This is a genomic window from sulfur-oxidizing endosymbiont of Gigantopelta aegis, assembly GCF_016097415.1.
Lineage (GTDB): Bacteria > Pseudomonadota > Gammaproteobacteria > GRL18 > GRL18 > GRL18.
On sequence record NZ_JAEHGE010000001.1, the window covers coordinates 1602426 to 1623944 of the forward strand.

The following is a 21519-nucleotide window of genomic DNA, read 5'->3' on the forward strand; positions in this document are numbered from 1 at the left end:
TTGATCTGATCCCTTGTTTTTTCTTTCAAATGTAGTAACCTGAAGCTTAGGCTGAACTTGTTTAGTCAATGCTTCTCGAACTAATGGCTATCGAGTTTAAATAATAGGGATATTTTATTAATGAGTGATCAATCCCCCCCTTATATCAGCACATTTATTATTTGTTTTATCTTGTGGCTGTTATTAACCGCTTCTTTTAAAGGCGACGAACTGATAACCGGTTTTGTTGTTGCTGCGTTCATTTCTAGCATTACGGCAAAAAATTTAAGTATCTTAAATGGGATGAATTTAAGCCCTAAAAGCCCTATCGCTTTAGTGCGTTATTTGGTCTACTTTATGATTGAATTGGTGAAGGCAAATCTTGACCTAGCGAGTCGTGTTTTGTCAAAGAAAATCCCGCTTGACCCAACCATGATAGAAATAAAAACATCCATGCAATCTGAGCTGGGTCGCTTATTACTGGCCAATAGTATTACTTTAACGCCGGGTACATTATCGGTTGATGTTAAGGGTGAACGTATTTTGGTGCATTGGATTGATTGTTACCAAAAGGCAGACTTAGTGCAAGCGACTGAAAAAATTGCCCAGGGTTTCGAACGTCATTTGAAAGGATTCGTAAAGTGAATACTGCTGAATTAACAAGCCAGATTACCGCGCCTGAGACCTCTAGCGGGCTAATTTCATTGATGAATTTTGAACGTCAAACAGGCGTAGACATGCAAATTAATATGCTGGAAATTACCGCCTTAGTCTTAATTGCACTTGCAACACTGATGTGTCTTTATCGTTTATTATTTGGCCCGACTAATCCGGATCGCATTGTCAGTGCTGATGCTTTATCGGTCATTGCAACCATCATGCTATGTATTATCGCAGCCATATTCCAAAGTGTCTTGTATTTAGATGTGGCATTAATTTATGGCGTGTTGTCCTTTGTGGGCATTATTGCTCTAGCACGTGCTATAGAAGGAGATAGGTCTTGAGACTGATTGCCGATCTATTTCTTTTGTTAGGTGCCTGCTTTGTTTTCTTGGGGGCGTTGGGTTTGATTCGAATGCCGGATGTTTATAATCGTATTCAGGCGGGTACCAAAGCAGTAACCCTGGGCGCTATTGCCATATTTATCGGAATTGGTTTTTTGTTTCCTCAGTGGTGGGCAAAATTACTCGTTATCATGGGCTTCATTTTATTGACTAATCCCGTGAGTTCATCAGCCATTGCCAGAGCTTTCTTTGCCTCGGGTGTTAAACCCTGGCATCGAATGGGAACTCCTACGATAGCTTCCTCAGACTATTTTGCCGAGGCATCGGAACAAGCGCCTAAATCGGATACTGCAACTGCAAACTCTGCTGATGCTAACAATGCTGATATCAATAAGGAGACATCGAAATGATCTGGATTGTCTCTTTCATTGTTCTCATTATGCTAGCTGCGGCGCTGGCAGTGCTTATTTTGCCCAATATGCTGGCAGCAGTGGCAGCATCTTCAGTCGTTTCTCTGGCTTTGGCGGTTTTATTTGCCTTAATGAAGGCGCCCGATGTTGCCATGACAGAAGCCGCCATTGGTGCGGGTTTAAGTAGCTTATTATTAGCCATGGGGCTGAGGCGTTTAGGTTTGTGGCAATTAGACAAGTCGGATCTTGAGCAGAGCGGAAGGAAAAAATAAATGCGTAATGTAGCCGGTTTACTTTTTTCAGGTGGTTTGGCCTTTTTGTTATTAGTGCTTCTGGCACAATTACCTTTTGGGCATCCAGTGATGCTCTTGGGTAATGATATTATTCAAAATGCCCCTAACGACGTTGCGACTGCGAATATTGTCGCCTCTGTTTTATTAGCCTATCGTGGTATTGATACCCTGGGTGAGCTGGCTATTTTATTTACGGCAGCAGCAGGTGTTGGTTTGTTGCTGGGTAGTAAAAACTATCAATTGTCATCTGAAAAAACAACAGCACAAGCATCAGACAGCGGCTTTATCTCCACTCGTGCTGCTGACTTAATGATGCCCCTATTAATGCTGGTGGGCTTTTATATTATCTTTTATGGACATTTAACGCCGGGTGGTGGTTTTCAGGGCGGTGTTATTTTAGCGATCGCTTTTTTTCTACCGGTGTTGGTTCGTCCTGGCAAAAAGTTGGATCATAAAATGATAACGATAATAGAAGGGCTCGCAGGCGGTGGATTTATTTTAATCGGTCTATTGGCAATGTTTTATGATAAGCCCTTTCTACAGCCTTTCATGAATGGTTTTTTAGGCAATGGTGATATTGGCAGTCTATGGTCAGCGGGTACTTTACCCTTATTGTATTTAGCGGTGGGTTTAAAAGTGGGTGCTGAATTAGCGGGATTGTTAATCACGCTTGCTGAGACACCTGCACTCGACAAGGATGGCCAATAATGACTTTATCAGCTATTGAGATGGTACTTTATAGCGGTGCAATTGGCTTATCAATGATTGGCCTTATGGGACTATTATTAATTGATAATATTTTTCGTATGTTATTGTCCTTAGTAATGCTGGAAGCGGGGGTTAATTTATTATTGATCTTGAGTGGTTTCTGGGAAACCGGCGTTGCACCCATTTTAATCAATGCGACGAGCTTTGACTTGCTAATGAATGACCCCGTTCCTCAGGCGCTAGTTCTAACTGCAATTGTCATTGGTGTGGGTATTCAAGCTCTGGCTTTGGCCATGATCATCCGAATAAAACAACATTATGGCACCCTAGACATGACACTCATCCGTCAATACCTGGAACGCGATATCGCCCAGAGTGCAGGTGTTGCCATTCCGGGCAGTGTGGACAGCCCTGAGCAGATGAACAGTCCTAAGCAGGTGAACAGCCCTGAGCAAGTGAACAGCCCTGAGCAAGTAAACAGCCCTGAGCAGATTGAACAAACAGTGGCACGAGGCAAGAACAATGACTAATATTACTCTATTCGTTGTACTGCCCTTATTGGCCGCATTTTTAATGCCGGTTATAGCCCGTTTTTCTCAAGTGTTAGCAAGAACCGCAGGCTTATCAGTCCTCGTATTATCCATTTTAATTGTCTTGAGCCAGTGGGGTAATGTTGATACCAAGGCTGTCGCATTTACCATTGGTGGTTACCAACCCCCTATGGGGATTGTTTTTTATGTTGACCAGCTCTCGCTACTTTTTGCCTTATTGATTCCGGTCATGGTATTGCTCTTTTGGCCATGGAACCGCGTCACACATATCCGTGAATACTCTTTGATGATGTTATTAACGGCCTCGGCTTCAGGTTTAGTTCTCAGTGGTGACTTGTTCAATATTTATGTTTTTTATGAACTGATGGCCGTCGCTTCCTATGGCCTGGTAGCGAGTTCCAATGCATCGACTAGACTATCGAGTGGTGCAACCATTGCCGCAGCATTTAGATACTTATTATTAGGCAGCGTCGGCTCAGTGATGTTTCTACTGGGGATCGCCATTATCTATACCCAAACCGGCACCTTGAATCTGGCGCATTTGGCCTTATTAGCACCAGAAAAATTAAACAACTTAATTGGCTTATCAGCCTTTGCCTTGATTTTAGTCGGGGTAGGAGTCAAAGCCGAATTATTCCCTGTTAACTCATGGGTGCCTGAAGTCTATGGCAGTATCTCAACACGTCTAGCCTCTTTAATGGCAGGTTTGTTGTCTAAGCTAGCCGTTATTGTCATTGTGCGCTTGTTGATCTTGATTTTCCCTCAGCCGGAAGCATTGCAGTTGATGGCGATACTGGGCATTTTGGGTGTACTGACAGGCGAGTTAGTGGCTTGGCGAGCGAAAGATCTGATACGGATGCTATCATTTTCCTCAATTGGTCAATTGGGATTGATTTTCCTGGCCTTTTCAATTCCCGGCGAAATGGGCTTAATGGCTGGCTTAGCACTGGTGTTTCACCATATGCTGGTCAAGCCGGCCTTATTTATGCTGGCTGAGAGTTGGTCCGGTCCATTGGATAATCTCGTCGGTTTGGCAAAGCGTTCTCCCATTTCAGTGGCGCTATTTGTTTTGTTAATACTTTCTATGTTGGGTGTGCCTCCTTTGCCGGGTTTCTGGGCAAAATATTTACTGATGCTTGGTCTCTCAGCACAGGCGGATTCTATCTATAGTTTCGCTATGATGGTCGTCCCTTTAGCGATGGTGATCGAAGTGTCTTATTTGTTCCGAGTGGTCAATATCCTTTATAAAAAGCCTTGTGCTAACACACCAACAGCCAATGAGCGTGGCCTAAAAGTGCAGCGGGCGATGGACTTTAACATTGCTCTGGCTGTGGGCTTTGTATTATTGCTTATTACCATTCAGTTGCCAGCTACGTCTGATAAGCTCAGTTCACTGGCTAAGCAAACAGGTGATCGGGAGCATTACATTCAAACGGTCTTTCCAGGATCGGCATTGACAGGAAAAATACAATGACCGTATTAGATCAACTACTGCTATTTTCTGCTTTAAGTACGCTGGTCATTATTGGCCTGAATCGACTGGCATGGGTCGATAAGTTATCGCCTGTGTTCTATGCTATTGCCCTGTATTTTTTGATACAAATGTCAGGGCTGGGTTATGGCGAACAATCAAGTGTTAGCGCTTCGTTTCAATTAACAGTTCTAGGTGAAACCTTGCATTGGCGTTTTGATGCAATTTCCTGGTTCTTTGCTCTTATCACATTAATTTCTGCCTTGTTTGCTGCCGTCTATATGAGTGGTGCCTGGGGGCAATATTATCGTGAAAAAACATCGCCTGCTGCTAGTGGCACTTTACATATTGCTTTAGCACTCAATGTACTTGCCATGCTAATTTTATTGGCCAGTGGTGATTTGCTGTCCTTATTTATCGGTTGGGAGCTTGTGAGTTGGGCCAGCTTTATGATGATGGCGCTGAATCCTGAAAAATCAGCTCGTAAAGCTGCAATAAAGTATATTATTTATGCCATGGCCGGAGCGATGGCATTTCTGATGGCCATTGCTATGACATATACCCTGGCTGGATCACTCGAATATGCACAAGTGGCGAAAGCCTTTGTTAATGCATCCAATACACAAATTGTCATGCTGACACTATTATTTGGTCTGGGCTTTGGCATTAAAATGGGTGTCATTCCTTTTCATCTTTGGCAGGCCAAAGCCTATGCCGAAACCCCGGGTGGTGGGGCTATTTTTCTTGGCGCTATCTCAGCACGCATGGGGCTTTTTGCGCTCGTTATTGTCATCGTGCAATTAGTGGGTCTGACCCGCTTGCATGACATTGCAATCCCCTATACCTTTTTAAACCTGCAAACGACCCTGGCTTGGATTGGCGCTTTAACTACGATAATTCCCACCTATATTGCTTTACAACAAAATGATGCGCGGCATTTGCTCGCATGGCATGGTGTGGGTCAAGGCGGCTATATGCTATTGGGCGTCATGATTGCTGACAATATTGGTTCTGCCGGTGGCTTGATGCACGTGTTTAACCATGCCACTTATCAGGCTGCTTTGTTTATGACCGTTACCGCCGTTATTTATCGTACCGGTACCTCAGATTTTGGCAAATTGGGTGGTCTGGTGACACAGATGCCATTGACCTTTTTAGTCATGGTGATCAGTATTATTGGTTTAGCCGGTTTACCGCCAATGAATGGCTTTGTGTCAAAATGGTTGATTTACCGTTCTTTATTATTAGAGGGACAGCCCTTTTTATTCGTAGCCGCAGTGATAGGTACACTAGGTACTATATTGTCTGTGTATAAACTGGTACACAATACTTTTCTGGGACAAATCAGAGTAGAACATCATGAAGTGCGTGAAGCACCTTTGACCATGTTATTGCCGATGCTGGGATTAGCAATCATTATTTTTGCGACGGGTATGATGCCTGGTATCGTGTTGGACTGGGTTGCCTCAGCACAGAGTGCGATAGGTCTTACTCCAATAGCACATAGTCTTGGCGGGATTAACTTGGCTGCCGGCGGTTTGGATATGCTTTGGGTGACGGGTATTTTATTCTATGGTCTGGCAGTGGGGGCAATTATCTTTTATGTCTTTGGTGGCAAGGCCAAACGGGTGCATCAATACGACAACTATGCCGGTGGCCATTTTCTGACCAGTCAGGTGCGTTATCATTATAGCCATCATTTTTATGCCGGTTTAATGCACTTAATAGGCGGCTGGTATCGACAGGTTTTTATTAAATTGGAACGCGCTATGGTTTCACTTGTTAGCTTTTCATCACAAATGGCAGAAAACTTTTACCGCAGCAAACAGCCGGTGATGTTATTGGCTGCGGTGATGCTTTTTGCTTTATGGTTTGTTATCGGAGGCGCCTCCGATAGTGTGCCCAATAGTTTGGTACAAGGGGGCATAAATTAATGGATGCAATAACTGCAAGTGTCGTCTCTGAACACTCCATTATGACTGTGTTAGCACAGCTTATATTGATGCCTCTGATCGCCTTTATTGCCGGCCTGATCATGGTGCTCATGCATCGTAAAATTGCGGCTCGTTTACAGCGCCGTATAGGACCACCATTTTTTCAGCCAGTGTATGATATTGTTAAACTGTATAGCAAGGAAACGCAAATATCCCATGGCTTAATTCATGATATTGGTATCGTGGTTGCTGTCGGCGGTTATGTCGCAGCCGTGATTTTACTACCTGTCCCGGGGATGGATGGCATTGCGGATAAAGGGGGCATTATCACTCTGTCTTATTTTTTGATGATCCCGTCTTTAGGCATGGCATTAGGCGTTGGACAATGTGCTAATCCCAATGGCTCTATCGGTATTTCTCGTGCTTTAACGGCGATGCTGGCCTATGATATTCCTTTTATTATTGTCGTGTTTGGTGTGGCCACGCACTATCAAAGTACGTCTTTAGTGGGCATGATCGAATATCAGCAGGCGCATCAATGGGGTGTTTTTGAAATGCCCTTATTGGCGGCAGCGGGCTTGTTTACCTTGCAGGGCATGATGGGTAAGCAACCCTTTGAAATTTATGTTGCCCCCGCTGAAATTGCCACGGGTCCTATGGTTGAGATGAGTGGTAAGTTTATGGGGGGACTGTTTGTCATGCAGTCTTTTCAGTTTTATGTGGCCAGTGTTTTGTATGTCTCCTTATTTCTAGGTGGTGGCGAAAATTGGTTTGAATTTTTATTAAAGGTATTTTTTGTGGTGGAAATCCCCATTTTTATCGCCTTTTTGTTTCCCCGATATCGGACTGAAGATATGGTACGCATTATGTGGAAATGGCCAGTGATGGTCGCATTAATTGGTATTGCATTTGTGATGTAACATTTTTTGGCTGTTGCTATTTACGCTGCAACCTTTTATGAGTTGTAACCTTTTATTTATGAGTTGTAACCTTTTATTTATGAGTTGTAACACTTTTGAGTAACGATATGAGTGAAATTGGAAACATTCCGGTTACCACCGGCAATGATAAGAAACGTAGCAATCCATTGGCCAATGTATTTGATGAGCTGATTCGGTTTTGTCAGGCACGATCTATGTTTATGTTGCATTATTGTACCGGCTGCGGTGCGATTGAATTGCCACCTGCAATGACCTCTCGTTTTGATATGGAACGCTTAGGAATTCAGCCGATGGTGACGCCACGACAGGCAGATATTCTGCTGGTGACGGGGTATGTGTCGGTGAAAACATTAAAACGAGTGATTTTGACTTATGAGCAGATGCAGTCACCGAAGTATGTCATTGGTATTTGTTCTTGCACGGTAAATGGGGGCATGTATTGGCAGAGTTATGCTACCGCTAAAATTTTGAATGAGTATATGCCGGTGGATGTTTATATCGCAGGCTGTATGCCGAGACCGGAAGCTGTGATCAGCGGTTTACGTCGTTTGATGGGGAATATTGAGAACGGCAAGGCAAATGGCTGGAAGGATTATTATCAGCGTTATGATTACTATCTTGGCAATCAGCAACATTTATTTGGTGATGATTGGCAGACACCGACGGATATTATCGGTGAAGCGAATTTTTATGATTTGAAGGGTGATGAGACTTGTGGTGAGCATACTAAAATTTTGGAACAGCATCAGGTGCCGCTAGAACCTTTGCCTATGCAGATTAAGTTTTAGGGGTGTTGTGTTGGTAAGTTGAGTTTTGTAGCTATCGAGTTGGGTGCTTTAAGTGAATACTGTTAATTGTAAACTCACGAAATTAAACATTAAAAATTAAACATTTTCTTTTAAAGATTGAGATTAAGTGATATGAATTGTGATGAGATTAATGTCTGGCTGGATACTTTGCTCAATGAAATACATGAGATAAAAGTGATCCGTAAAAGTGAGCGGCGTCTGCGTGTGGATGTGGATGCCAGTTCCTTGCCAGCATTATTGGAACTCTTAAAAGGTAAGGCATCTTATGTGCACCTCTCGGCGATCAGTTGTGTGGACTGGCCGGATGATGAGGAGTTTGAGTTGGTTTATCATTGCTGGTCTTATGAAGCAAAGTCTTTATTGTCTGCCCATACGCGCATTCCCCGTAATAGTGGTGAAGATTTAGCGCGTTATGTATCGGTGTATGATATTTATAAACCTGCGGGTTTTTTCGAGCGTGATATTTATGAGATGTATGGGGTGTATTTTGAAAGTAGTCCCTATATGGAGAAATTTATTCTGACAGAATGGAATGGACCACCACCGATGCGTAAGGATTTTGATGCAGAAGCCTACGTGAATGAAACCTTTAATTGGGCGGAATATAATCCTCAATGGTTGCAGGATATTACGGATGAGGGTGGTGGTATTGCTATTCGTCCTGAGGATATTCGTAAATGAGACCAGAAAATTATCAGGCGGTGAGTCTGCCCTGCAGTAATGAGTATGAGCTTTTTATCGGCCCGAATCATCCCGGTATTGAAGGGAATTATGCCTTTAAGCTAAAACTGGATGGTGATCGAGTGCTCTCGGGCAAGGCGGATGCTGGCTACTTGCATCGTGGCTTTGAAAAGTTGATGGAAGGGCGTTTGTGGATTCAGAATCTGGCCATTGTGCCACGTATCTGTGTGCCTGATCCGGTACCGATGGAAGTGGTTTATTCTTTGTCGGTAGAGGCAATTGAGAATACCGAAGTACCTGAGCGGGCGCAGTGGATCCGTGTCATGCAATTGGAATTATCCCGTGTGGCATCACATTTGTTTACCTTTGGTGGCCATGCTGCGACCACCGGCATGTATACGCCCAGTTTTTGGGGAGTGGCAGATCGGGATCTGGCGCTGGATTTATTTGAAGAGTTAACGGGTGGCCGAGTTTATCATATTTATAATATTCCCGGTGGCGTGCGACGGGATATTCCCGATGGGTTTTTAGATCGTTTAAGTCAGTATTTGGACTATCTGGAAAGCCGTCAAAATGATTATGATAATTTGTTATTCACTAACCTAGTGTTTGTTAAACGAGCCCGTGATATTGGTTGTTTAAATCAGGAAAATGCGTTGGAATGGGGTGTGACAGGGCCTAATCTTAGGGCGACAGGGCTTGCCTTTGATGTGCGCCGTGATGATCCCTATTTGATTTATGATAAGTTAGATTTTGATATTCCGGTGCAAACAGCCGGGGATTGTCTGGCACGCATCTTAGTGCGTCGTGATGAATTATTTCAAAGTGTGCGTATCTTGCGACAAATTATTAAGCATCTACCCTCGGTAAAAGGCCCGGTGCGTACGCCCATTCCTAATCCTTTGGCCTGGAATGTGAAAGCCGGTGAAAGTTATAGTCGAGTGGAATCCTCTAAGGGTGAACTTGCTTATTATACCGTGTCTGATGGTGGCGATATGCCTTATCGAGTACATGTGCGGGGGCCTTCGTCTATGCATGCGGTGCAAGTGTTAGAAAATATGTCAGTGGGAGAGCGTATTGAAGATATTGCTCAGATAATGTTTTCTCTGGATGCTTGTCCTCCGGAGGTGGATCGCTAATGAAAAAAATTCGTCATGAAGATACTGGCAGTATTTTAAATCCGCTGAAAAATCTACAGTTTTTTGCGCGCAAGCCTGTCACTGAGTCACTGGAACCGCGTCCGGCGGCAAAAATTTATCGAGGTTTTCACCTCAATGATATGGATAAGTGTATCGGTTGTAGCACTTGCCAAAAGATTTGTGATAATGCAGCTATAACCATGGTGACTGTCCCGGCACTCAAAAATGATCCGGTGAATGGTATTCGCAATTTGCGTCCAGCGATTGATTATGGCCGTTGTTGTTGGTGTGCCTTATGTGTTGATATCTGCCCGACGGGCGCGATTGAGCTGTCCCGAGAATATGTGCATACCTGTGATGGTGATGAAATCGATAGTTATTTTGTCCTGCCTCAGGCTCTCGGCATTCATGGTACTGTGCAGGAAAAAGGCTGGACCAAAACGATAACGAATGATCTGTTGGATCGTACTCGCACCGATATGGAAGAAATAACGCCTGAGGCTAGGGTGGATAATTTTTCAGAAATCGTTAATGGTTTTACCGATGAACAAGCAGTTTTAGAAGCATCGCGTTGCGTACAATGTGGTATGTGCCATGACTCCTGTCCCACTCACATGCATGCACCTGAATACATTCGTGCTATCTGGAAAGGCAATGTCGAAGAAGCAGTAGAGTGGATGTATGAAACCAACCCTTTCTCTCATGTCTGCGGGCGGGTCTGTACCCATCGTTGTGAAACGGCCTGTTCTTTAAATCAGACTGGATTGCCACAAGGGAGTGAGCCCATTGCTATTCGCTGGTTGAAGCGTTATGCCATGGATGCTGTGCCTCATGAGCGTATCAAAGAAATAGTGGCAAAGAAAAAAGCCTCGGTTAAAACCGGTAAGAAAATAGCCATTATTGGCGCAGGGCCTGCGGGACTAACGACCGCTTTTGATTTAGTTAAACAGGGTCATGAAGTGCAAGTTTATGAAGCCTTGGCAAAAGGTGGAGGCATGACACGTTATGGCATTCCTTTTTACCGCTTGCCGAATTCAGCTCTGGAACGGGATATTGATATTATCCAATCCATGGGTGTTAAAATCCAATATGATACACGCATTGGTAGCGACCTGACGATGCAACAATTAAAGCAAGATTTTGATGCGGTGGTGTTAGCCATTGGCTTACAATCGGGCCGTTCAACCCGTATTCCGGGCTCAGAACATCAGGATTGTCATAGTGCGGTAGAATTATTAAGAAAAATAGGCCATGATCAGATAGGGAGCAATCCTGGTTTTAAGATTCCCAAGCGTGCAGTGGTGATTGGTGGTGGTAATGTTGCCATGGATATAGCGCGTAGTTTAGCGCGCTACCAGAAACAACAATTTAATGCTGTAGAAGTTATCGTAACGGCGATTGATGAACTGGCTAAATTTCCTGCTGATAAAGAAGAAATTAAAGAATCACTCGAAGAAGGGATTCAAATTATACCTTCACGTGGGCCACAGGAAGTATTGCTTGAAGATAATCATGTCAGAGGTTTAAGAACCTGGCGAGTAACATCAGTGCATGATGAGCAAGGTCGCTTTGCACCGCAATATGATGACTCTGATGAGCAAATTTTCACAGCAGATATGGTTATTGAAGCGATTGGTCAAATGGCCGAGGTGGATTTATTGGGTGAAGATTTGACCGAAGAGTTGGATTGGGAGCGTGGACGTATTAAAATCAATGACAATGGACACACATCGGTTGCCTGGTTATGGTCAGCAGGTGATTGTGTCAGTGGCCCAGATGTCGTACATGCTGTGGCGGATGGTCATCGGGTAGCAGATAGTATTAATGAGAATATTTAAGAGTTAATAATATGAATAAGCAATCACAAGGGCATGTGTCAGGCAAAGAAAAATTACAGGCCTGCACGACATTGCAAGAGATTCTTGAACAAGCCACTGACTTTGAGCGCACAGCACGAGATTTTTATGCGGCACTTGCGCCTAAAGTCAGTAAACGCATTCGCTTTTTGGTCGATGAATTAGTGATTGAAGAGCAGGCGCATTATGATCTATTTCTTGATTTGGCCAAAGATCCGGATGTAATACATCAGATCCATATTAAGATTAATGTACCATCCAGTAATAAACGTTTTTCGGATTGTATTCAATTACCCGAATTAGGTGAGAATCCAGATGACCAGACGATTTTACAATACGCCTTGGGACGAGAACAGGCGGCAATGGATCAATATCATGCCTTAGCAGAAAGTACGCCTGAAGGCCCCTTAAAGGACGTATTTGTATTTCTAGCTCAGGAAGAAACTGAGCATAAAAATGAGTTGGAAAAAATTTACTATGAAGTCGTCCATAGCGGTGGCGTTTAGAGTAGGCCTATGGGGTTGATAAAACGACTAAAAAACTTTTTTCAATTTCTTCAATTCTCAAGTTCAGCAGATAAATACAGCGGTCAAATAAACAAATGGCATGCCAAAAAAAAGTTTGAGCATGAGCAACTCTCATGGCCGGAACAAAACCAGGACTTGTGCAATGAGTTAGAAGATACTTATTATCAGTATTTTATCGGCGTTAATTCACTATTAAACACGCAGCTAAATACATTTGAACAAAATGTTATCAACTCCCTTGAGAAGGCGCTAAAGCAGAATTATGCCTTTGCAGAAGATATTCCCCGACTCCCTGATGTTATTCCGCGTTTAATTCATCTGTTTAGAGATACCAACTTCACCTGGAAAGAGGTAGCTCATGAGATTGCTCTGGATCCAGTTTTTCTTGTCGGTATTGTTAAAATTGCTAATAGTCCTGCTTATAACCTACAGGCTGAAGCTGATCAACTCGAACATATTCTCGTACAATTGGGCTTGCAAGAAGTTAAAAAAGTGATGATGAAAGTAGCCTTAAAACCCATATTAGATGTTGAGGGTGGATATTTTCTGAAACATTCCGGAACAAAAATATGGGTGCATTCCATAAAATCAGCAGAGGCCTGTGCTAGTTTGGCAAATTCATATCATGAAGAAGTATTTAATGCCTATTTAGTGGGCTTGATACATAATTTAGGCCAGACAATCATAGTGACAAAAATGAATGATGCCGAAGATTTTTCCGTGCCACGTTCGCTCTTGTTTAAAGAGCAATTGCTGGACATTGCCAAACAAATTTCTCTGATAATTGCACAAAGTTGGGACATGGATGAAAGTATTATTGATGCCCTAAATGAACAGCGGTATAAAAACCCTGCAGAGATCAAGAGCGCCTTAGGACAGATTCTCTGTGAAGGCTCAGCAGTGAGTAAGCAACATATTCTTGTCTTTGAAAATCGTTGGCAAATAACGGTAGATAGGGCTGAAGATAGCACTGTAGATAAAACAGGAAATGAATTTGAAGAGGCTTATCACAAGCTGGACTCAATTGATTTTAGTTAGAGATAAAAGTAACAGTAAAATGAATCGAATCGCTATGAAACCCGCCCATATTTTAATTCTCATTGTTTTTAATGTATTTTTACTATCAACTGCCTGGGCTGCTGAATTAGTCAGTGAAAAAAAGCTTACGGAAAAAATAAAATCAGTTGAAACGCTAAACGACTTAGATGAAGACAGTAAAAAACAATTGCTGGATGCTTATACAAAAACCATTGATTATCTGGAAGCGATCAAAAATAATGAAAAACAAATACAGCTTTATCGTAATACCATCAAGCAAGCCCCTAATGAAATCAAACAACTGAGAAAAAAATTACAAGAACTAGAAAAACAGCAAGATAAGAAATCCACAACGCTTATTCAGACCAATAAATTTAAAAAAACCTCATTACTTGATTTAGAGCAGTACTTTGATGCCGAAGCTGCTAATTTAGAAGCGATTAAGGCGAAAAATAACGACTTAAGCCAAGTGATTAGACAAGAAATGGATAGCTCACCTGAAATCAGAACATTACTAATCGAGGCCAACCATACCTTAGAACAAAGTTTGGAAGATGAAAAGTTGGCTCCCAGTGGTGCGACGGCAGAGCATAAAAAGGCCAATCAATGGTTATTAAAAGCCCATATTGCAGAATTACGCAGTGTCATAAAAAAACTTGACCTACAATTACTCAGTCAGTCGGAACGGGTGCAACTGTTAAAACTAAAAAAAGAAGTCTCAGATTTTCATTTAGAAAAAATTCAGAAAAAAGTCAATTTACTGAAAAGTCAGGTTGATTTGAAACGTAGCAGCGAAATACAAATTACTCAGGATCTAACCCGGGAAGGGCAAGAAAAAGCTCAGGGGAAACATCTTTTGATCCAAAAAATGGCCAAGCTTAATGCTGAGTTGAGTGAAGTCATTAATGTTATGACACAAAAACTGATTCAGGTAGAAACGGGTGACGAGAATGTTTATAAAGAAACCCAGCGCTTATCAGAAGAACAGGTTAATACCAAAAAGAAGTTAGAAATAGCCGGGCTGAGCCGTATTTTAGGACAGTCTTTGCTCGAACAAAAAAAGGCCTTGCCGGATAGAAAAAAATACCTGAAAAATCTGAAAAAAAGAGAAGATAAGATTGCTGAACTGGGCTTGCAGCATATTCAGTTTCAAGACGAATTACGTAAGATAAAGAACAAGAAAGACTATCTAGCCGAGTTCATGAAAGAGGTTCCCCCCGAAGTTCAAAAAACCATCGAAGACGATTTATTAGCCCTGATAAAAATTCGTAAAGAATTATTAAAAAAAATTATAAAGATCGATGAAAGTTATCTACGGGCGATTGAAGAACTCGACTTCGCAGAAAAAAAGTTATTAATGGTCGCCGCGAGTTATGCACTATTATTGGACGAACATCTATTATGGTTGCGAAGCGCACCCGTGCTTAATTTTAGTAATATTACAGATATTCCAGCGCAGGTCGCTTTTTTTCTATTACCTTCAAAATGGGAGCTTGTCTCTAAAGACATTATACATGTGCTTAGTTCTTCCATAGCCTTGATTTTTGGTTTGCTTGTGGTCATAGCTTTGTACATAAAACGCACACGTTTTATGAAACTACTGGTGAATACTGGGAAAAAAACCCATCGTGTTAGTCAGGATAGTGTACTGCACACTTTTAAAGCATTATATTACACCTTGTTTTTAGCACTACCCTTACCGGCTGTTTTTCTGCTATTGGGTTGGCAGTTATCGCGCATGATTGATGTCTCAGATTTTTCTCGTGATTTAGCTGACGGCTTATTATTTGTTATAATCCCCTTATTTTGTTTACAATTTTTTCGCTATTTATGTGTGCCTAATGGCGTGGCAGAGGTGCATTTTAAGTGGTCGAAAAAAATGACTGACAACTTAAGCAAAGAAATGGGGCGTCTAATGGTGACCCTACTCCCCGCTATTTTTATTACCGCAGTACTTATTTCTAAAGGTGAATCATCGGTTAATGGCGGCTTGGGTCGGCTGTCATTGTTAGTTACCTTATTGACTATTGCCATTTTTCTCTATCGCTTGCTCAAGCCTAAAAGTGGTTTTTTAAGTGCTGTGGCAGATCATTCACAAGGCTGGTTTTCACGTTATCAGCGATTTTGGTTTTACCTGAGTATACTGATCACTGTGAGTTTGATGGTATTGACTATCGCCGGATATGTTTACACTGCGGGTCAGCTTACGTCTCGGCTAATTGATACCGTATGGTTCATATTTACCCTCAGTATCTTACAGCAGATGCTTCTGCGCTGGCTATTATTGACCCGGCGACGTTATGCGCAAAAAGTCGCCAATGAAAAGCATAAGCTGGCGAAGGAAAAACAGTTCAAACAAGCTCAGCAAAGTGATCGTTCTCACGAGGGACAGGAAAACATGCCTGACATTGAAGAAGAGGAGGTTGATATGGTGTCCTTGAGTGAAGACACCAATCAATTACTCAATTTGCTGTTGTTTTTATTGGGGGTGTCAGGCTTAATTGCTATTTGGATTAATTTATTACCGGCACTAGGTATTTTTGAGCAGGTGACGCTGTGGCACTATAGCGGTGTAGAAAATGGTGTTGAAAAGATGTTACCCATTACCTTAGGTAGCTTGGCGCTGGCGGCTTTAATTGCCGTGTTAACCATCGTTGGTGGTAAACGCCTGCCAGCGATCATTGAAATTGTCTTGATTCAATACACAGCTGTTAGCTCGGGCAGTCGCTATACGATTACGACACTCATAAATTATAGTATTATTGGCATTGGCTTTTTTAGCATATTTAATATTCTTGGTGCGGACTGGGCGCGTTTTCAGTGGTTGTTTGCGGCTCTAAGTGTTGGTATCGGCTTTGGCTTACAAGAAATTGTCGCGAATTTTATCAGTGGCATCATCATTCTTTTTGAGCGTCCTATTCGCGTGGGTGATTATGTGACTGTCGGTGATAATGAAGGTACTGTGAGCCGCATTCAAATTCGTGCGACCACAATTATGACCCGTGATAGAAAAGAATTATTAGTACCGAATAAGGAATTTATTACCGGACAATTATTAAACTGGTCGCTCTCAGATCCGACAGCTCGATTAATTATTCCTGTGGGTGTGGCCTATGGTAGTGATATTCCTCAGGCTAGAAAATTATTGCTGGAAGCGGCACAAGAAAATCAGCGTGTCTCAGAAGATCCGAAGCCTAGAGTCCTCTTTTTTAACTTTGGCGATAATACTTTGGATCTGCAATTGCGCTGTTTTATCCCCAATATGGATTATCGCCTAGTGACCATCAGTGAAATTAATGAAGCCATTAATGATAAGTTTAATGCGGCAGGCATATCAATTGCCTTCCCACAACGGGATATTCATCTGGATATTAAGCAGCCAATCGACATTCGCTTGCAGGATAGTCGCTTACAAGACAGTGTTTTACAAGAGCATCGTAGCTAAACAATATGATAAAATTTCTGCTTAACTCTCTGGTTCTTTTTTTATTGATTAGCTTATCATTTGTTGCATCATCTTGGGCTGATACCCTGGTTATGAATGATGGTTCTGTATTGATAGGTACAGTCTTACGACAAGAAAAAAATACTCTAAAATTTAAGACCACTTATGCGGGCACATTGGATATCAAGTGGGATCAAGTAAAAAATATTCAAACTGATAAAGTAACCACCATTATGCTAGTCACCGATGAACTGATAGAGACGCGCTTTGTCAGCAATAATGATGATGGCGTCACACAGATAAAAAAAGAAGGTGAAGAATGGCGCACTGCCTTTAAGTCAAAAAATGTTGCCTTTATTAACCCCGATTCCTGGCGTTTGGGGCAGGGTTATAAAATAACGGGCATGGCCAATCTTTCTATAAAATCACAAAAGGGTAATACCGTTAAAGATGAACTCGAAATGGATGGACGCATACAGTTTCGTAGTTTAAAAGATCGTTATACCTTCACTGGCACATTAGAAAATGACAATGCTCAAGGAACAACCACCGCAGATAACTGGCTGGTCAATGGCAAGTATGATCACTTTATTGATAAGCGTCGTTATTTAGGTGTTGTATTGTCTTTTGAACGGGATGTTTTTACGGACTTACAATTACGTACTACCATTGGCCCTCATATAGGTCATCAGTTTTTTGAGACGAAAGCCTTAAACCTCAGAACTGAAAGTGGTTTGGTGCAGGTTACGGAGGATAGAAATGATGCCGATGATCAGGATTATCTCGCTATCAATTGGTATATCAATTACGACCAGTTTTTCTTCAAAGATCTGACCCAATTCTACCATGAACAGCGGGGGCTTTGGGATGCTGAAAAAACAGGGAAAGTGACGTTCAACTCATGGACCGGGTTTCGTTTTCCACTTAAATCGGGTGTTGTTGCCAGTGCCGAAGTTGAATTGGAATACGATAGTAAGCCCAATGATCAAGTGGATAAAACCGATGCGACTTATCGAGTAAAAATTGGTTATCAATGGTAGTGACGTAGCAAAGATACATATTTTTACTGAGGCACGAAGCGCATCGCCGGTTTGCTTGTCTGTGAAAAAAAACAATTGTTATGATAAACTGACAAAATTATAGATAGAAAATAGGTTGTTTATGCAATTTTTACGCAAAGATACAGTTCACTCATTACTATTGATTTGTTTACTGCTCACGTGTTTGACTTTAAGTCGTCAATCATTTTCACAGTCTAATTATGCTTACCCTATACAAAATCCAATTGCTGCAACGGTCATTGGAACACCCGATGCACTCAAAATAACCATAGATGACTTATACGATTGGCAGCCTGATTATGTTGACATGCCCAGCTCTAAGAGTCAGTTCAAACAAACGGTTGACGAAGAATATAAATTAACACTTTTCCCCAAGCGTTATATCCCCCCTGTTTTTTGGTATGAGCGAGGTGGTCTGAAATATTCGATAGCACAACAAAATATCAAAGCACCACTTATCTTTATCATTGCCGGCACCGGAGCAAGTTATCGCTCCGGTACGGTAAAAGCACTGCAAAAAGTGTTTTATCAAATTGGCTATCATGCCGTAGCCTTGAGTTCGCCCACTATTCCTAACTTTATGTACAATGCCTCAACGTCTATTATGCCGGGGAACCTCGAAGAAGATGGCGCTGATCTCTATCGTGTTATGCAAGCCATTATGAAGCAGCACAAGAATATACAAGTGTCAGACTATTATTTAACGGGTTATAGCTTAGGTGCATCTCATGCGGCATTTATTACCCGTCTGGATGAGCAGAAAAAGACTGAACAAAAAGCACATTTTCAATTTAAAAAAACCTTATTGATTAACCCGCCACTGAGCTTATTGAGTTCAGTGGATGAACTTGATGATATGTTTGAAGACAACATTCCCGGTGGTATCAATAATTTCAATCAATTTTTTCAGCGTTTTATTGGTAAAGTCTCTGATTATTATCAGCAGAATGAACAGTTAGGTTTAGGGAAAGAATTCTTGTATAAAATTTTTCAAGAGCATCCACCCACAGAAGAAGAGATGAAGGTAATGATTGGCTTCGTCTTTAGGATTGCGTCTGCCGGGATGATTTTTGGTGCTGATGTTTATAATCATCAGGGTTACATTGTCCCGAAAAATAAAGTCTCAAGTTTGACTGCTTCCAGCTCTCTTTCCAAGTATTCAAAAGTGGCACATCGGCTGGGTTTTAAAAACTATATTCAGAATGTATATCTGCCTAACTTTAAGAAAAAAACAGGGCTGTCTGAGCAGCAATTAATAGAACAGTCTAGTTTAGAGTCCATCAAAGGGTATTTACAGCAGGCGAAAAATATTACCATGATGCATAATTTGGATGATCCTATTTTAAAGTCAGGTGAAATTGAAACGCTTATATCACTCTTCCCTGATAGGACTATCATCTATCCCCATGGAGGGCATTTAGGTAATATAGAATTCAAACAAAATGTACTCGACATGGTTAAATTTTTTCAAAGCGATGCACTGAAAAGAAAGTCATCAAGCGATAAAATATCGATGCACACCGCCGGAGAAATGCAATGAAAATATCATTTTTCCGTATAGGCCGTTATTTTTTGATTGCGGTGAGTTTTATTGTTCTCAATGGTTGTAGTTCAGTCGCCACTCAAGACACAGAAGGCCCTTTTGTTGTGCATGAGACAGAACATAATGAGCCTGCAATGAATACTCTTGAGACTTTGGGGGTTGATGAAAATACCATCCATGCAGTGGACATTTATGACCCCTGGGAAGGAATGAATCGTAGCATTTATAACTTTAATGCTCAGCTGGATGACTATCTTTTATTACCCGTCATAGATGGTTATCAGCGTTATATTCCTTTGTTTTTACGTCAAGGCATTCATAATATCTACCGTAACTTTTCTTCCTTCAATCATACTGTAAACTCTGGATTGCAACTAAAAGGTAAGGCGACGCTTAATAATAGTTTGCGCTTTATCTCAAATTCAACCATCGGTATTTTGGGCGTTTTTGATGTGGCAACTGGCATGGGATATCCTGAGATGCAGGAAGATTTTGGTCAGGTATTGGGCTATTGGGGCGTGAGTGAAGGACCTTATCTGGTATTGCCATTTTTTGGGCCTTCCAATTTGCGTGATGGCACAGGACTCGTTGTTGATTTTTATATTGCTGAAATTTATCTTCAAGAATTTGGTATGAATGAAGGTTCAGAGGCTTGGCTATATTTTTATTATGGCTTAATGGGTATCGATCAAAGAGACAAAGTAGACTTTAGATACTATGATTCGCTAACACCCTTTGAATATGACTTTATTCGCATGATGTATACTGCGCAACGGCGTATTTTGATTGGTGGTAGAGATGTCGGCAAATAGCCTTGAATATTGTATTTTTTAGACATTGGAGTTTTTCTTATCAATTCAAAAATTATACTCTGTCATGAATGTGACCTAATTGTTCAAAATCAGAGTATTGCTGAGGGGAGCAAGCTGCTCTGTCCTCGCTGTGAACATGTCTTGTATCGTCACAAATACAATACCATCAACACTTCACTTGCCTATACCCTCACTGCCTTGATTTGCTTTTATCCGGCAGTAACAGAATCCATTATGAGCCTGAATATGGGCGGCCTAGAACAGCAACAGAGCCTGATTGGTGGGGCTTATGTGCTACTCGAAGAGCAATATTATCTCGTGGCTATTTTAACCTTGATGAGTAGCTTACTGCTGCCCTTATTACGTTTGCTTTTGTTACTTTACGTCACCTTTAGTCTGAGTCTTAATTACTTTCATAATAATTTATTTTGGTCATTTCGTTTATATCGTCACATTGAAGAATGGGGCATGTTAGATGTTTATATGCTGGGTATCATTGTCTCGGTAGTAAAAATGTTATCCATGGCCGAAATTCAGCCCGGCTTTGGTTTATGGGCTTATGCTGCGTTATTGCTGACTTCTATTATGGCGACCACCACTTTAAATGAACACGAAGTCTGGGCTTTATTATTGAAGAAAAAAGGTCAATTGCTGAACAATAATGGAGTGAAATCGGCTTGAACTCATCGGCATCCAAGGTCATAACAGGCAAAGACGCAGGACTGGTGCTTTGCACGGAATGTCATGCAATCTATCAACATATCCCCGATGTTGATTCGCAATGCACTTGTTGCGGTGCCCAATTGCATCAACGTAAACACAATAGCCTCAACCGAACTTGGGCCTTATTGATTGCCTCCATGATCTTGTATATTCCTGCGAATGTGCTGACAATCATGAATGTGATTTATTTTGGCAAAGACGACCCCTCCACCATTATGGGCGGAGTCATTTTGCTGATTCAATTGGGATCTTACTCCGTAGCATTTGTTGTTTTCGTTGCCAGTGTGGTGGTTCCCATCTTTAAAATGTTGGGTATTCTGATGATTTTATTGTCGCTAAAATACCGTTTTAATATGACCGATAGACAGCGCATTCGTTTGTTTCGCTTTATTGAGTTTATTGGCCGTTGGTCAATGCTGGATATTTTTGTTATCTCAATACTTGCAGCGTTAGTCAATATTAGTGGTGTAGCAGTGATCACCGCTGGTCAAGCTGCAACTGCTTTCGGCACTGTCGTCGTGTTAACGATGTTGGCGGCAAACAGTTTTGATACTCGTTTGCTTTGGGATTGTAAAACACAAGATTAAATAATAA

General features: G+C 41.7%; 21 protein-coding genes. All 21 read left to right on the plus strand.

The annotated features are described in order from the left end of the window. Positions 1 to 120: 120 nt before the first annotated feature. The 21 genes from JEU79_RS08135 to JEU79_RS08235 all read left to right on the plus strand — a co-directional run bounded on the left by JEU79_RS08135 (position 121) and on the right by JEU79_RS08235 (position 21512). The gene (locus JEU79_RS08135; RefSeq protein WP_198263702.1) at positions 121 to 624 is read left to right on the plus strand and encodes a Na+/H+ antiporter subunit E; all 504 of its coding nucleotides are present in this window, start codon (positions 121 to 123) and stop codon (positions 622 to 624) included. Further along, the gene (locus tag JEU79_RS08140; RefSeq protein ID WP_246540116.1) at positions 621 to 983 is read left to right on the plus strand and encodes a cation:proton antiporter; all 363 of its coding nucleotides are present in this window, start codon (positions 621 to 623) and stop codon (positions 981 to 983) included. The genes JEU79_RS08135 and JEU79_RS08140 overlap by 4 nt, the downstream gene beginning before the upstream one ends. Next, positions 980 to 1393, plus strand: a complete 414-nt coding sequence (mnhG, locus tag JEU79_RS08145) for a monovalent cation/H(+) antiporter subunit G (RefSeq protein WP_198263703.1) — start codon at positions 980 to 982, stop codon at positions 1391 to 1393. The genes JEU79_RS08140 and mnhG overlap by 4 nt, the downstream gene beginning before the upstream one ends. Then, the gene (locus tag JEU79_RS08150; RefSeq protein ID WP_198263704.1) at positions 1390 to 1665 is read left to right on the plus strand and encodes a Na(+)/H(+) antiporter subunit B; all 276 of its coding nucleotides are present in this window, start codon (positions 1390 to 1392) and stop codon (positions 1663 to 1665) included. Before mnhG ends, JEU79_RS08150 begins: the two co-directional genes overlap by 4 nt. Further along, positions 1666 to 2394, plus strand: a complete 729-nt coding sequence (locus JEU79_RS08155; RefSeq protein ID WP_198263705.1) for an MnhB domain-containing protein — start codon at positions 1666 to 1668, stop codon at positions 2392 to 2394. It abuts the gene before it with no gap. After that, positions 2394 to 2924 (plus strand): sodium:proton antiporter, encoded by a 531-nt coding sequence (locus tag JEU79_RS08160; RefSeq protein ID WP_198263706.1) that lies wholly within the window; start codon positions 2394 to 2396, stop codon positions 2922 to 2924. Before JEU79_RS08155 ends, JEU79_RS08160 begins: the two co-directional genes overlap by 1 nt. Beyond that, on the plus strand, positions 2917 to 4419 hold the full coding sequence (locus tag JEU79_RS08165; protein ID WP_198263707.1) for a complex I subunit 5 family protein: 1503 nt from the start codon (positions 2917 to 2919) through the stop codon (positions 4417 to 4419). Before JEU79_RS08160 ends, JEU79_RS08165 begins: the two co-directional genes overlap by 8 nt. Beyond that, positions 4416 to 6350, plus strand: a complete 1935-nt coding sequence (locus JEU79_RS08170; RefSeq protein WP_198263708.1) for a proton-conducting transporter transmembrane domain-containing protein — start codon at positions 4416 to 4418, stop codon at positions 6348 to 6350. Before JEU79_RS08165 ends, JEU79_RS08170 begins: the two co-directional genes overlap by 4 nt. Further along, positions 6350 to 7270, plus strand: a complete 921-nt coding sequence (locus JEU79_RS08175; protein ID WP_246540117.1) for a respiratory chain complex I subunit 1 family protein — start codon at positions 6350 to 6352, stop codon at positions 7268 to 7270. The genes JEU79_RS08170 and JEU79_RS08175 overlap by 1 nt, the downstream gene beginning before the upstream one ends. 107 nt (positions 7271 to 7377) lie before the next feature. Continuing rightward, positions 7378 to 8079 (plus strand): NADH-quinone oxidoreductase subunit B, encoded by a 702-nt coding sequence (locus JEU79_RS08180; RefSeq protein WP_198263709.1) that lies wholly within the window; start codon positions 7378 to 7380, stop codon positions 8077 to 8079. A gap of 132 nt (positions 8080 to 8211) precedes the next feature. Then, positions 8212 to 8781 carry an NADH-quinone oxidoreductase subunit C gene (locus tag JEU79_RS08185; protein WP_198263710.1) on the plus strand — a complete coding sequence of 190 codons (570 nt, stop codon included), beginning with the start codon at positions 8212 to 8214 and terminating at the stop codon, positions 8779 to 8781. After that, complete coding sequence (locus JEU79_RS08190; RefSeq protein ID WP_198263711.1) at positions 8778 to 9920, plus strand: NADH-quinone oxidoreductase subunit D; 1143 nt, start codon at positions 8778 to 8780, stop codon at positions 9918 to 9920. Before JEU79_RS08185 ends, JEU79_RS08190 begins: the two co-directional genes overlap by 4 nt. After that, a complete protein-coding gene (locus tag JEU79_RS08195; protein WP_198263712.1) occupies positions 9920 to 11758 on the plus strand; it encodes an FAD-dependent oxidoreductase in 1839 nt (612 codons plus the stop codon). Before JEU79_RS08190 ends, JEU79_RS08195 begins: the two co-directional genes overlap by 1 nt. An 11-nt stretch (positions 11759 to 11769) precedes the next feature. After that, the gene (locus JEU79_RS08200; RefSeq protein WP_198263713.1) at positions 11770 to 12282 is read left to right on the plus strand and encodes a ferritin family protein; all 513 of its coding nucleotides are present in this window, start codon (positions 11770 to 11772) and stop codon (positions 12280 to 12282) included. Between the two features lie 15 nt (positions 12283 to 12297). Continuing rightward, complete coding sequence (locus JEU79_RS08205; protein ID WP_214660526.1) at positions 12298 to 13341, plus strand: HDOD domain-containing protein; 1044 nt, start codon at positions 12298 to 12300, stop codon at positions 13339 to 13341. A 19-nt stretch (positions 13342 to 13360) separates the two neighbouring features. Then, a complete protein-coding gene (locus tag JEU79_RS08210) occupies positions 13361 to 16786 on the plus strand; it encodes a mechanosensitive ion channel domain-containing protein (protein WP_214660527.1) in 3426 nt (1141 codons plus the stop codon). Positions 16787 to 16878: 92 nt separating this feature from the next. Then, entirely contained in the window at positions 16879 to 17826 is a 948-nt protein-coding gene (locus JEU79_RS08215) for a DUF481 domain-containing protein (protein WP_198263716.1), read from the plus strand. Positions 17827 to 18010: 184 nt separating this feature from the next. Beyond that, the gene (locus JEU79_RS08220) at positions 18011 to 19387 is read left to right on the plus strand and encodes an alpha/beta fold hydrolase family protein (RefSeq protein WP_214660528.1); all 1377 of its coding nucleotides are present in this window, start codon (positions 18011 to 18013) and stop codon (positions 19385 to 19387) included. Then, positions 19384 to 20202: an MlaA family lipoprotein gene (locus tag JEU79_RS08225; RefSeq protein ID WP_198263718.1), complete on the plus strand. Its 819-nt coding sequence runs from the start codon at positions 19384 to 19386 to the stop codon at positions 20200 to 20202. Before JEU79_RS08220 ends, JEU79_RS08225 begins: the two co-directional genes overlap by 4 nt. Positions 20203 to 20343: 141 nt before the next feature. After that, positions 20344 to 20883, plus strand: a complete 540-nt coding sequence (locus tag JEU79_RS08230; protein ID WP_198263719.1) for a paraquat-inducible protein A — start codon at positions 20344 to 20346, stop codon at positions 20881 to 20883. Between the two features lie 20 nt (positions 20884 to 20903). Further along, positions 20904 to 21512 (plus strand): paraquat-inducible protein A, encoded by a 609-nt coding sequence (locus JEU79_RS08235; RefSeq protein ID WP_198265921.1) that lies wholly within the window; start codon positions 20904 to 20906, stop codon positions 21510 to 21512. Positions 21513 to 21519 lie beyond the last annotated feature (7 nt).